At 61.3% G+C, this 12,096-nt stretch carries 12 protein-coding genes; 8 read left to right on the top strand and 4 right to left on the bottom strand.

What is annotated here, in order from left to right; translation table 11 throughout:
- Positions 1 to 11: 11 nt before the first annotated feature.
- Both FHX06_RS02580 and FHX06_RS02575 read right to left on the bottom strand, forming a co-directional pair.
- On the bottom strand, positions 12 to 281 hold the full coding sequence (locus FHX06_RS02580; protein ID WP_018115692.1) for a XapX domain-containing protein: 270 nt from the start codon (positions 279 to 281) through the stop codon (positions 12 to 14).
- Positions 282 to 350: 69 nt separating this feature from the next.
- Positions 351 to 1,040, bottom strand: coding sequence for a hydrolase (locus FHX06_RS02575; RefSeq protein WP_183877980.1), 690 nt, complete (start codon positions 1,038 to 1,040; stop codon positions 351 to 353).
- Between the two features lie 328 nt (positions 1,041 to 1,368).
- Here FHX06_RS02575 and FHX06_RS02570 point away from each other — a divergent pair, with 328 nt between their 5' ends.
- The 5 genes from FHX06_RS02570 to FHX06_RS02550 all read left to right on the top strand — a co-directional run bounded on the left by FHX06_RS02570 (position 1,369) and on the right by FHX06_RS02550 (position 8,723).
- Positions 1,369 to 1,851, top strand: coding sequence for a VOC family protein (locus FHX06_RS02570; protein ID WP_018115690.1), 483 nt, complete (start codon positions 1,369 to 1,371; stop codon positions 1,849 to 1,851).
- 160 nt (positions 1,852 to 2,011) lie between these two features.
- Positions 2,012 to 2,830 (top strand): helix-turn-helix transcriptional regulator, encoded by an 819-nt coding sequence (locus FHX06_RS02565; RefSeq protein WP_246715468.1) that lies wholly within the window; start codon positions 2,012 to 2,014, stop codon positions 2,828 to 2,830.
- Positions 2,831 to 3,077: 247 nt separating this feature from the next.
- Positions 3,078 to 4,292 (top strand): efflux RND transporter periplasmic adaptor subunit, encoded by a 1,215-nt coding sequence (locus FHX06_RS02560; RefSeq protein ID WP_113115172.1) that lies wholly within the window; start codon positions 3,078 to 3,080, stop codon positions 4,290 to 4,292.
- Positions 4,289 to 7,441, top strand: a complete 3,153-nt coding sequence (locus FHX06_RS02555; protein ID WP_183877978.1) for an efflux RND transporter permease subunit — start codon at positions 4,289 to 4,291, stop codon at positions 7,439 to 7,441. The genes FHX06_RS02560 and FHX06_RS02555 overlap by 4 nt, the downstream gene beginning before the upstream one ends.
- A 283-nt stretch (positions 7,442 to 7,724) precedes the next feature.
- Complete coding sequence (locus FHX06_RS02550; protein ID WP_113204758.1) at positions 7,725 to 8,723, top strand: flagellin; 999 nt, start codon at positions 7,725 to 7,727, stop codon at positions 8,721 to 8,723.
- Between the two features lie 61 nt (positions 8,724 to 8,784).
- Here FHX06_RS02550 and FHX06_RS02545 read toward each other — a convergent pair whose 3' ends face one another.
- Positions 8,785 to 9,372: an NADPH-dependent FMN reductase gene (locus FHX06_RS02545; protein WP_018115685.1), complete on the bottom strand. Its 588-nt coding sequence runs from the start codon at positions 9,370 to 9,372 to the stop codon at positions 8,785 to 8,787.
- Between the two features lie 77 nt (positions 9,373 to 9,449).
- On the opposite strand from FHX06_RS02545, the gene FHX06_RS02540 reads away from it, so the two are divergent.
- Together FHX06_RS02540 and FHX06_RS02535 are read left to right on the top strand one after the other, a co-directional pair.
- Complete coding sequence (locus tag FHX06_RS02540) at positions 9,450 to 9,860, top strand: winged helix-turn-helix transcriptional regulator (protein ID WP_018115684.1); 411 nt, start codon at positions 9,450 to 9,452, stop codon at positions 9,858 to 9,860.
- 160 nt (positions 9,861 to 10,020) lie between these two features.
- The gene (locus FHX06_RS02535; RefSeq protein WP_018115683.1) at positions 10,021 to 10,686 is read left to right on the top strand and encodes an OmpA family protein; all 666 of its coding nucleotides are present in this window, start codon (positions 10,021 to 10,023) and stop codon (positions 10,684 to 10,686) included.
- A gap of 68 nt (positions 10,687 to 10,754) precedes the next feature.
- Here the strand turns inward: FHX06_RS02535 and FHX06_RS02530 are convergent, their stop codons facing one another.
- On the bottom strand, positions 10,755 to 11,162 hold the full coding sequence (locus tag FHX06_RS02530) for a DUF2000 family protein (protein WP_113115170.1): 408 nt from the start codon (positions 11,160 to 11,162) through the stop codon (positions 10,755 to 10,757).
- A 32-nt stretch (positions 11,163 to 11,194) separates the two neighbouring features.
- Here FHX06_RS02530 and FHX06_RS02525 point away from each other — a divergent pair, with 32 nt between their 5' ends.
- Positions 11,195 to 12,082 (top strand): AraC family transcriptional regulator, encoded by an 888-nt coding sequence (locus tag FHX06_RS02525; RefSeq protein WP_183877976.1) that lies wholly within the window; start codon positions 11,195 to 11,197, stop codon positions 12,080 to 12,082.
- Positions 12,083 to 12,096: the final 14 nt, after the last annotated feature.

Genomic DNA, 12,096 nt, shown 5'->3' with positions numbered 1-12,096 from the left:
CGCGAGCGCTATCAAGCCTTGTCGGAGGGCTTGGCGTCGGAAGGCGTGCTGCCCTTCGGCATGTGGCCGAACATGTGCGGCTTGATCTGATGCAACCACGAGACCGCTGCCGGTTCCTTGTTGATGAGCGTTTTGGCGAAAGGAATGACCTGCTCGCCGACGAGGATACCGAGCAGGCCGACGAGGGCCACGACCGGCGGCGCAGGCGAACGGACATTGAGAAGGCTATAGACAATGCCGACGAGCAGGCCGGCGCCGAGGGAGAGGAGATAGATTTTCATTTGGGGCCTCGATTCATTTCGGCATGCGACAACGGGGAAGCGGCGATGAAGCCGCTCCCCGAAGAGAACTCACCTGGCCGGGTTCGGGCCGATGCGCTTGCCATGCGCGATGCGCTCGGGCGCCTTGTGGACATGGGTATAGGCGTAATCGACGCCCATGCCGTAAGCGCCGGAATGTTCCTTCACGATAGCCGTCACCGCATCATAAGTTTCGCGGTGCGCCCAGTCGCGCTGCCATTCGAGCAGCACCTGCTGCCAGGTGACGGGCACGCAGCCGGCCTGGACCATGCGGTCCATGGCGTATTTGTGGGCCTCGGCGGAGGTGCCGCCCGAGGCATCGGCAACCATGTAGATCTCGTAATCGGTGTCGTGCATGCAGGAGAGCGCGAAGCTGGTGTTGCAGACTTCCGTCCAGAGGCCTGAGACGACGACCTTCTTGCGGCCGTCGGCGGCGTTCTTCGCCAGTGCGTCGCGAACGTTCTGATCATCCCAGGAATTCATCGAAGTGCGTTCGAGGATCGTGTTTTCGGGGAAGACGGCGAGCAGCTCCGGATAGGTGTGGCCCGAGAAAGCTTCGGTCTCGACCGTGGTGATGGTGGTCGGAACCTTGAAGGTCTTGGCTGCCTTGGCGAGGCCGACGACATTGTTCTTCAGTGCCTGGCGGTCGATGGACTGGACGCCGAAGGCCATTTGCGGTTGCTGGTCGATGAAGATCAGCTGGCTGTTCTGCGGCGTCAGGACTTCGAGATATCTGGACATTGAGCGTTCTCCCTGGTCGTGGGGCCTTGCGGCCAATAAACGGGCTGCCGGGCTGTCGCCAAAAGAGGCTGGCGGGCGTCGGTCGGCATCGCTTCCCCGCAAGAGCGAGGCTGCGAATTGACGGCGAACCTACTTGGCAAACGGCAAATCCGATTGTCGGTTCTGACCCTCTTTTGTCGAAAATTGCTCTCGGCTGAAGAGGCTCCGCGGAAGGCCCCGGAGACGTTGAAAAATCGCTATTCGAGAAAAAATTGCGCCGTCCTGTCGGGAGAGGCCATGCCCATGCGTCCTAGGGCCATAGTGACCAACAGCTCAAGGAGGACAGTTCATGGTCAAGGTCATTTCCTTTCTCTGGTTTGCCGAACAGGCGCGCGAAGCGGTCGAATTCTATGTCTCGCTGGTTCCCGATTCTTCGATCGGCGATATCACGACAGTGCCATCTGAAACCCCGAGCGGGCCTCCCGGCAGCGTCGAGATCGTGGAGTTCACGCTCGGCAATCAGAATTTCATCGCCATGCAGGCCGGGCCGTTCGAGCAGTTCAACCATGCTTTCTCGGTGCAGGTCGTCTGCGAGAATCAGGCGGAGCTCGACCGCATCTGGGATGGCTTCCTCGCCAATGGCGGAACGGCCGAACACTGCGGCTGGCTCAGGGATCGCTGGGGTCTCTCCTGGCAGATCGTGCCCAAGGCGCTGGCCGAGATGATGAGCGGCACGCGCAAGGGCAATGCCAAGAAGATGACCGAAGCAATGCTGAAGATGATCAAGATCGACGTCGCTACCCTGGAGCAGGCGTTTCAGGAAGCCGCCTGACACCAGGAATCGATGCGACGCGAGCGGACGGCAGCCTCGAAGGGGCTGCCGTTTCGATTTCGCCAGGTGGATTTCGAAAGCAAATAATGCGATTATGACAATGGGAGGCAATTCGAAAACGGGGGTGATTGAATTGGCATCTCGGCCAAAGGTTTCATTGTTGCAAGCCGGTGCAGTCTCGATCGTGCGCATGCGCAGCACCAGCGCCGACCATGACGAAAGCGGGCCGATTCCTCAGGCGGAGGCTTTCAGCGTCATCGCCCAGTTGAAACCTTTCGACAACCATCGCCTCTGGCGCGGCGGCAAGCTCGTTCACGACGGCGGCCATTCGGCAGGCGCGCTGGCGATCACCGATCTCGGGGAGGAGTGGCGCTGCCACCATCGCTCCTCGTTCGACAATATGCGCTTCAATATTTCCCGGCAGGGGCTTGCCGATTTCAGCTACGAGGCGGGACGGTCGGGCTTCAATGGGCTCGATTGCGGGCAGGGTCAGCTTGATCCTGTCGTGCAGGCGCTTGCGACGGCGTTGCTTCCGGCGCTCAGCCAGCCGGCGCATGCGAGCGCTCTCTTCATCGATCACATCCTGCTGGCGCTGCAGGCGCATCTTGTGACGCGTTATGGGAAGATCAACCTGCCGGCTGAACGTAGCGGCGGGCTCTCGGGGCGTCAGCTCAACATGGCGACAGCTTTCCTTGCTTCGCTGACGGCGCGGGAGGCGACGATCTCGGATGTCGCGGCGCAATGCGGGCTCTCGACCAGCTATTTCATTCGCGCCTTCAAGAAATCGACCGGCCGCACGCCGCACCGGTGGCTGCTCGAATATCGGGCGGAGAAAGCGCGACAGATGCTGCTTGGCACCGCCTCCATTGCCGAGATCGCGGTTACCTGCGGTTTTGCCGACCAGAGCCACCTGACGCGTATCTTCACCGCACTCCACGGGGTTTCGCCCGGAACATGGCGACGGGAGAGGCGCATCTGAAGCCTGGCGCGGTGCCGGACGGAAAATCGGTAAGCGTTTTGCCGGCACTGCTTTAGCGTTGTTCAAGTAAAAGTGAGCGCACGGGTTATTTTCAAAGTTTGCTGATATTACAAATCGGTAATGACGGGTGGTTGTGCTTGCTGCCGGCCGGGGAAAGGTGCGATATTGTCGCACCAGGTGAGACTTTTTGTCTCGCGCGCCTCTTTCGACCGACCCTGGACAACCTCGAGTCCCTCCGGAGACGTGAATGCCCTTTTGGAAGCAATTTGTACTTTGCCTTGTCGTCATTATCGCCGGCTTTGCCGCGTGGGTCTATTTTGTGCCCGGCGCTGGCGAGACGATGCGCAATGCCGGTATTCCCGACAGCATCGTTTCCAGGATCTCACCGAAGAGCGAAGAGGCAGCCGATGCCGGCGCGGGGCAGGCTCAAGGCGGCCAAGCGCAAGGGCAGGGACAGGGGCAGAACCGCCGCAATGGCGGCGGTGGCGGCGGACGCAATGGCGCGGTGCTTGTCGTCACCCAGGCCGTGGTGCAGGGCGTCGTCAATGACCGGCTGAATGCGATCGGCACGGGTGATGCGATCCGCTCCGTTGCGGTCACGCCGCAGGCGACGGGTACGATCCGCGAGATTCTGATCAAGTCAGGCGATATGGTGAAGCAGGGGCAGGTTCTCGCCAAGCTCGACAGCGAGGAGCAGGTCATTGCCCAGGGGCAGGCGCAGGTGGCGCTGAATAGCGCGCTCGAGAAATCCAGCCTCTACCACAATATCAAGTCCAGCGTTTCGCGCATGGATGTCTTCGATTCCGAGATCGCCGAGCAGAATGCGCGGCTGCAATTGCAGGCCGCCGATCTCAATCTCCAGCGACGCAATATCGTGGCCCCCATCGACGGCATCGTCGGCATCGTGCCCGTCAATATCGGTGACAATGTCACCACGTCGACACCGATCGTGACATTGGACGATCGCACCGAAATCCTCGTCGATTACTGGGTGCCGGAGCGTTTCGCCAATACGGTTTCCGTTGGCCAGGTGGTCGAGGCAACGTCTGTGGCGCGGCCGGGCAAAATCTTTTCGGGCGTGCTTGAAGCGGTCGACAACCGTATCGACGCGGCAAGCCGGACGCTGCGTCTGCGCGGCCGGATCGACAACAGCTCGGACGAGCTGCGCGCGGGCATGTCCTTCGCTGTCAGCATGAAGTTTGCCGGCGATAAATATCCAGCCGTCAACCCGCTTTCCGTCCAGTGGGATGCCCAAGGCTCCTTCGTCTGGCGGGTGACCGACGACAAGTCGCACAAGGTGCGGGTCACGGTCGTGCAGCGCAATCCGGACTATGTGCTGGTCAAGGCTGACCTGAAGGATGGCGATCAGATCGTCACCCAGGGCCTGCAGCGCGTACGCGAGAACGGCGCTGTGCGCACGGCGACCGATGTCGCCGCCAACGACAAGGTCGCCGCCCAATGAGCGTGACCGAGATCCACCAGGACAAACCGGAATCCGGCAAGGCGACCTTCACCGCACTCTTCGTGCGCCGGCCGATCCTGGCGCTGGTCTTCAATACGCTGATGGTGGTGGCGGGCCTTGCGGCCTACGTGGGCGTCGAAGTGCGCGAGCTGCCCGATGTCGACCGGCCGGTCGTGACCGTGCGCACGACATTCGACGGCGCTTCGCCGCAGACGATCGACCAGGAACTGACCAAGGTCATCGAAGGCGCGGTTGCGCGCGTCAGCGGTCTCAAGTCCATCTCTTCCAGTTCCCAATTCGGCCAGAGCCGCGTCACGCTGGAATTTTCCGATTCCATCGATCTGGCCGTTGCCGCCAATGACGTGCGTGACGCAATCGGCCGCATCGCCCAGAACCTGCCCGATGAGGCGGATGCGCCGCAGATCGTCAAGGCGGATTCTGACTCTTCGGCGATCATGCGCCTCGCGGTGACGTCGGATACGCTCAACATGGACGATCTGACATTGCTCGTCGAGAACGAGGTGGTCGACCGTCTGGCCTCTGTCGATGGCGTTGCCGATGTTGAAGAATACGGCGATCAGGAAAAGGTCTTCCGTGTCGATGTCGATCAGGGCGCGCTTGCAAGCCGCGGACTGACCATCGGCGATCTCACCAAGGCGCTCGACAATGCCGCGCTCGACGTGCCGGCCGGTTCGCTGAAGAGCCCGATGCAGGATATCGTGGTGCGCGCCACCGCCAGCCTGCAGACACCCGAGGACTTCCAGAACGTCATCCTGCAGCACAATGTGCGTCTCGGCGATGTTGCGACCGTGACGCTCGGGCCGCGCGACGGTGAGACGGCGTTGCGTTCCAATGGCAAACCGGGCATCGGTCTTGGCATCATCCGCCAGGCGCAGTCGAATACGCTGAATATTTCCACCGGCATTCACGCTGCCGTCGACCAGCTTTCTAAGACGCTGCCGAAGGGCACGACGATCGCAATCACCAGCGACGACGCCGTGTTCATCGAGGGCGCGATCCATGAAGTGGTGCTGGCGCTGCTGCTTTCGGCCGTCATCGTCACCGTCGTCATCTATCTCTTCCTGCGCGACTGGCGCGCGACGCTGATCCCGTCCGTCTCGATGCCGGTGGCGCTGATCGGCACGCTGGCGGCGATCTATATGGTCGGCTTCTCGATCAACATCCTGACGCTGCTTGCGATCGTGCTGGCGACCGGTCTCGTGGTCGATGACGCCATCGTCGTGCTCGAAAACATCGTGCGCCGACGCTCGGAGGGCATGGGACCGCGCGCGGCGGCCGTGCTCGGCACGCGCGAAGTCTTCTTCGCCGTCATCGCGACAACGGCCACACTTGCCGCCGTCTTCATTCCGCTGTCCTTCCTGCCGGGGCAGGTGGGTGGTCTTTTCCGCGAATTCGGTTTCGTGCTTGCCTTCTCGGTCGGCCTGTCGTCGATCGTGGCACTGACGCTGTGTCCAATGCTCGCCTCTCGCATGCTGACCAAGCCGATGATCGAGGACCACGGATTGCTCGGCCGCTTCGGCGAGGCTTTCGCCGGCCTCTACAAATGGGCGCTGCATGCCTGCCTGAACGCGCCTGTCGTCGTCATCGTCTTCTCACTTATCTTCGGCGGTGCAGCCGTCGTCGCTTTCGGCACGGTCAAGAGCGAACTGACGCCGGAGGAAGACCGCGCCATGGTGATGATGCGGCTGACGACGCCGCAGGGTTCCAGCCTCGAATATACGCGCGACAAGCTGCAGCTCGTGGAAGAATATCTGCAGCCGCTCGTCGACAGCGGAGATATCAGGAACGTCTTCTCGATCTCCGGCCAGGGCGGCGCTTCCAACAGCGGCTTCATGGTGCTGACTCTGGCGCCCTGGGGCGAGCGCCACCGCACGCAGGCCGATATCGTCCGCGACATCAACCAGGCTGCGTCAAAGGTGCCGGCGCTGCGCGGAAATGCGATCTCGTCGAACAGCCTGCGTATTCGCGGCGCCGGCAGCGGGTTGCAGATGGCGCTGATCGGCAATGACCACGAGGCGCTGACGGCGGCGGCCGCCAAGCTCGTGCAGCAGCTCGATGCCAGCGGCCAGTACGATACGCCACGCCTGACCAACGAACCGTCGCAGGCGCAAGTCTCCGTGGCAATCGATCGTGAACGGGCCTCCGATCTCGGTATCGATATCACCGGGCTTTCAACCGCCATCCAGTCGCTGCTCGAAGGACGCTCAGTGGTCGACGTCTTCGTCAATGGCGAATCCTATCCGGTGCTTCTGACCTCGACGATGCGGCCGATCGACGACCCGACCGATCTTGAAAACGTCTTCCTGAAGACCGGTGACGGCAAGATCGTGCCGATGTCGGTCATCGCTTCGCTGAAGGAAGGCTCGGTCGCCCCGCAGCTCAACCGTGAACAGCAGCTCGCCTCGGTGGCGATCACCGCCGGCCTGAAGGACGGTATGTCGCTTGGTGACGCCGTGAAGAACGTCACGCAAATGGCAGCACCGCTGTTGCCGGCCGGCGCGCGCCTGCTGCCGCTCGCAGAAGCTGCGACGCTGGAGGAGAATTCCAGCGGCATGGCGCTGACCTTCGGCTTTGCGATCGTCATCATCTTCCTGGTGCTCGCGGCACAGTTCGAAAGCGTGCTGTCGTCGCTGATCATCATGTCGACGGTGCCGCTCGGTCTTGCATGCGCGGTCTTCGCGCTTGTCATCACCGGCTCCAGTCTCAACATCTACAGCCAGATCGGCCTGGTGCTGCTTGTCGGCGTCATGGCGAAGAACGGCATCCTCATCGTGGAGTTCGCCAACCAGCTGCGTGACCGCGGCGAGGACGTACGCTCGTCCATCGAGAAGGCCTGTGCACTTCGCCTGCGCCCGGTCATGATGACGATGATCGCGACCATTCTTGGGGGCGTTCCGCTGGTCTTCGCGCATGGTGCGGGTGCGGAAGCGCGCGTGGCGCTCGGCTGGGTCATCGTCGGCGGCCTCGGCTTCGCGACGCTGGTGACGTTGTTCATCACGCCCGTCGCTTATCTCCTGATTGCCCGGTTCGCCAAGCCGCATGCCCATGAGGAAGCGCGCCTGCACGAGGAAATGAAGCATGCGACGCGTCCGAAGCCGGATCCGCAGCAGCTTCAGGCTGCCGAGTAAGAGGGCAAACAAGCTTTTTTAATACTTTCGAAAACGCCTGCCGTATCTCTCCGGCAGGCGTTTCTATGGTGTATGAAGTCTTGTGAAATAAGATAAATTACTTCTGAACTTTAGCCGTTTATTAAGCATAAGCGGCAATGATCGCGATCAGTAACCGGCCGGTCTTCCCCAGTTTTTCCGAAGGCCACTGCGCTGCTTTTCCAGCGACGGCGGACATGAGCGTCCGCTTGATTTCGGTACATCCTGTTCTGTTGCGTCTTGTTGTGTTTTTGGAGTTCGTACCGTGAGTATTTATCAGCGCACCTCCGTGGATGCGGCGCTTAATGTGCTGCGTGATATTAATCGGAACATGACGGTGACGCAGAACCATGTCACGACAGGTCTGCGCGTCGAAAAATCAAAAGACAATGCCGCTTATTGGTCGGTTGCGACGACAGCTCGCCACGACAACAAGGCCCTTTCCGCCATTCAGGATGCCCTCGGCATGGCGGCTGCCACCATGGGTACAGCATCGGCGGGCGTCGACAGCGTCGTCGACGTCGTCACCGAGATCAAGGCAAAGCTTGTCGCGGCAACCGAGCAGGGCGTCGACAAGACAAAGATCGGCGAAGAGCTCGATCAGTTGAAGGCGCAGCTGCGCAGCGTTTCCGAGGGTGCAGGCTTCAACAACGACAACTGGATCATCCTCGACAATACGACGACGCCGACGCAGCCGCGCCAGATCCCGGCCTCCTTCATCCGCAATTCGGACGGGACGGTATCGGTCGGCATGCTGAGCTATCATATCGATATTCCGCCAAGCGGCGCGACATCCTCCAAGGATGCACGTTATGTGATCGACGACCGGGCGGGCGGCACCGGCGAATATGGTGTTCTGACTTCCGACTTCTTCGCAAGCGAACTGGGCGCGGCGCAGAATTGGGTGCTGACGAAGAGCAAGAACGGCAATACGGCCGGCCAGGTGGAAATCGGCCTGACGGCAAGTACCAGCAAACAGGACCTGAACGAGATGATCAGCGTCGTCGATGCCGCGCTCGGACAGTTGACGACCGTCGGTTCGGCTTTCGGCGCACTGGAAAAGCGCATCAGCATCCAGGACGAATTCGCCAAGAACCTGTCCGACAATCTTACCACGGGTATCGGCCGCCTCGTCGATGCCGACATGGAGACGGAATCGAGCAAACTCAAGGCATTGCAGACCCAGCAGCAGCTCGGTCTGCAATCGCTGAATATCGCCAACGCATCCTACGACACGGTTCGTCAGCTCTTCCAGAATTTCTGATTTCGGTTTTGTAGTGCCGGCCGCGCGGCAAGCGACGCTCGCCGCGCGGTTTTCTTTGGCTTCACGCAGCCTTGGCAGCCATCGTTGCCTTGGCCCACCAGACCAGCTCGTCGAGGGCTGCCTTTGCTGTCGGCAGCAGGTTCGCCTCGATCTCATCGATCGGCTTGTTGCCGAAGGCCGGGTGGATCGACATGAAGTCGCTGCCGCCAATATGCACGGCACTGCGGGTCGAGACCATATGGAGCTCGACGCCGATCCCACGCAGATGTTCGACCGCGCGCGTGGCACCCGTGCCGCCATAGCCGATCGCGGTGAACGGCTTGCGCATCCATTCCTTGTAGGCCTGGTCGAGCGCGTTCTTGAGAACGCCGGTGATCGAATGATTGTATTCGGCGACGACGAAGATATAGCCGTCGAAACGCCCGATCGTTTCCTGCCAGCGCACTGCTTCCGGATTCTGGCTCGGCATCCAGAAGTTCGATGCCATTTCCTCGAAGAAGGGGAGCGGGTGATCGCGCAGGTCGACCAGTTCGACGTCGAAGTCGTCACGTGCCTGAGCTTGTTTCAGTATCCATTGTGCCGGGGCATCGGCGAAACGGGTGGGGCGGGTCGAGCCGATAATAACGGCGATACGGGGCTTAGAATTCATAGTAACCTCCTGTATGCTGGTTTCCAACGGTAACCAGATTACGGATGGTTCGTGGAGCAGCACAAGGAGGCACTTTATTGAAACCAGATAACCACGAGGAAACCGCCGCCTGCGAGGGCGCCGAAGACTGCGGGCAGGTTCACGCCTGCGACCACATCAGCCGCATGCTGGCGCGCATCAGCGACAAGTGGAGCCTGCTGGTGGTGCGCGTGCTGGGTCACGGTCCGCTCCGCTTCAACGCCTTGCGTCGCGAAGTGGGCGAAATCAGCCAGAAGGTACTGGCATCGACATTGCGGGAGCTGGAGGAGAACGGCTTCGTTTCCCGGACCGTCACGCCCACCACACCGCCGCAGGTCGAGTATGCGCTGACGGATCTCGGCCGGGAGTTCCTGGATCCGGTTCGGGGGCTTGCCGAGTGGGTCGTTACAAACTCCGCACGCATGGACGAGGCACGGGCGGCCTATGCCAAACGTCGCGGCCTCGACTGAAGTCCTGCGGTTTGCCAATAAAGCTGGTGATATCGGTGCGCGGCTGCAACAGACCGATGTTTCCCATGGGGAATTTGGCTTATCAGATTGGTATCTTCATCTTGTTGCCGCATTCCCTAATATCTGCTCGCACCAGCTTCGAACGGAGAACCTCCTGTCCATGATCAAGAAATTCATCCTTCTGGCCGTTGCGGCGAGTTACCTCTCAGCTTGCACGACGACCGATCCCTATACTGGTGAGCAGAAGGTATCCAATACCGCTGGCGGTGCTGCCCTTGGCGCGCTTGGCGGTGCTCTCGTCGGTGTCGCCGTCGGCGGCGGCGGCCATGGCAAGCGCAACGCGGCGTTGATCGGCGCCGGCATCGGCGCGCTCGCCGGCGGCGCGATCGGCAACTACATGGACCAGCAGGAAGCCGAGCTTCGTGCCCAGCTCGAAGGCACCGGCATTTCGGTCACCCGCCAGGGCGACAACATCATTCTCAACATGCCGTCGAACATCACCTTCGACGTCGACCAGGATGCGGTGAAGGCGGGCTTCTATCCGACGCTGAATTCGGTGGCGATCGTGCTGCGCAAATTCAACCGGACGCTCATCGACATCAACGGTCATACGGACTCCACCGGCAGCCTGCAGCATAACCAGGACCTGTCGCAGCGCCGCGCGCTGTCCGTCGCCGATTATCTCGGCAGCCAGGGCATCGACCAGCGCCGCGTTTCGGCCGTCGGCTTCGGCCCGTCGCAGCCGGTCGCTTCCAACGCGACCGAAGCCGGCCGCGCGCAGAACCGCCGCGTCGAAATCCAGATCGCGCCGATCACGCAGGGCTGATCGGTCGCCTTCAGACGACAAAAAAGGCCGGGTCATCGCCCGGCCTTTTTTCGTTTCCGCCGTTTGCCTCAGTGCTGCATCGTTGCGCCCTTGGTGATCTTGTCGACGATCTTCTTGTCGGCTCGCAGGGCGATGCCGACCACCTTGGCGTCATCGGGGGCGTATTCGGCGAAGACAGCGCGATTGGCTACGTCATGGCCAGTTGCAAACATTTCTTCGATGAAGACGGAGGAGGTCACGTCGCGCTCCAGCGCGCGGCGATGGATCGTCGATATCGTCGCTTCGTCGGCCGACAAGACGATGATCGGCTGGATGGATAGCGGGTTGTAGAGGTTGCCGGCGCGGTCCTTGTAGGGCTCGCCGATGATGTCAGGATACTGCCCGGCAATGCCTGTCGAGAGGAAGGCCGTGACATTCAGCTTCTGCCAGCCGGCAAGATTGTTTCGCAGGACGATCGCAATTTTGGTATCAAACATCTCAGTCTCTCTCATCAGGGTATTGAAACGCGTTGAGCCAGGATCTAACGCCGCAGGTCTTCGAGGGTCTTGAACGTTTGTGCGCGCCCGCGGACAGCGGCATTCTGACCGCGCCGGCCTTTCCGGGCATCGAGCGTATCGAGGCGCAGTTTTCGGGCAATGTTTTCGAGCCGCATCGGCACGATACCTATGCCCTTGGCGTTACGCTTCATGGTGTGCAGACCTTCACCTATCGCGGCGAGCGGCGCTTCAGCATGCCAGGCCAGGTGATCGTCTTGCATCCGGACGAGGAACATGACGGCGGGGCAGCGACCGAGGCAGGCCTTCATTACCGCATGCTTTACATGGAGCCGGCGCTCTTGATGGAGTGTCTGGCGGCAGAGAAGATCGGCCTTCCCTTCGTCGACCAGCCGGTCATTGCCGATGGGGCACTGGCGCAGGTGTTGCTTGCCGCACTCGGCGAGCTTGACCGGGAGCTGGACGACCTCTTCGTCGACGACTTCGTCAGCCGCGTGGCGGGCGGTCTGTCGCGGCATTCTCAGGTGCGCCGCCGGGCGCTGGGCGCGGTTGCGTGGAAACAGGTGCGGGCAGCGCGCGATTATCTGGAAGCGCATGCGCTGCGGCCGGTACGCTCCGGCGAGCTGGAGAGCGTTACCGGCCTCGACCGCTTCACGCTGTCACGGCATTTTCGCACGGCCTTTGCCACCAGTCCGCATCGCTACATGCTGATGCGGCGGCTGCAGCAGGCAAAGACGCTGATGGGCGAGGGCGAGGGGTTTGCCGATGTAGCGGCGGCTACCGGCTTTGCCGACCAGGCGCATTTCATCCGGCATTTCAAGAAGGCCTATGGGGTAACGCCCGGGCGATGGGCGGGGCTTCAACGTCTTTATACGACAGAGACCGGACCGTTCAGCCGCTGATACTGACGTGTGAA

It is taken from the genome of Rhizobium sp. BK512 (assembly GCF_014194915.1).
Lineage (GTDB): Bacteria > Pseudomonadota > Alphaproteobacteria > Rhizobiales > Rhizobiaceae > Rhizobium.
Note: the sequence above shows the minus strand (reverse complement) of the source record. Positions and strands in the feature narration are given on the sequence as shown.

Bases quoted from the DNA above. Each gene is read 5' to 3' on its own strand.
- FHX06_RS02580 (WP_018115692.1), bottom strand. From the start codon at position 281: ATGAAAATCTATCTCCTCTCCCTCGGCGCCGGCCTGCTCGTCGGCATT.
- FHX06_RS02575 (WP_183877980.1), bottom strand. From the start codon at position 1,040: ATGTCCAGATATCTCGAAGTCCTGACGCCGCAGAACAGCCAGCTGATC.
- FHX06_RS02570 (WP_018115690.1), top strand. From the start codon at position 1,369: ATGGTCAAGGTCATTTCCTTTCTCTGGTTTGCCGAACAGGCGCGCGAA.
- FHX06_RS02560 (WP_113115172.1), top strand. From the start codon at position 3,078: ATGCCCTTTTGGAAGCAATTTGTACTTTGCCTTGTCGTCATTATCGCC.
- FHX06_RS02555 (WP_183877978.1), top strand. From the start codon at position 4,289: ATGAGCGTGACCGAGATCCACCAGGACAAACCGGAATCCGGCAAGGCG.
- FHX06_RS02545 (WP_018115685.1), bottom strand. From the start codon at position 9,372: ATGAATTCTAAGCCCCGTATCGCCGTTATTATCGGCTCGACCCGCCCC.
- FHX06_RS02535 (WP_018115683.1), top strand. From the start codon at position 10,021: ATGATCAAGAAATTCATCCTTCTGGCCGTTGCGGCGAGTTACCTCTCA.
- FHX06_RS02530 (WP_113115170.1), bottom strand. From the start codon at position 11,162: ATGTTTGATACCAAAATTGCGATCGTCCTGCGAAACAATCTTGCCGGC.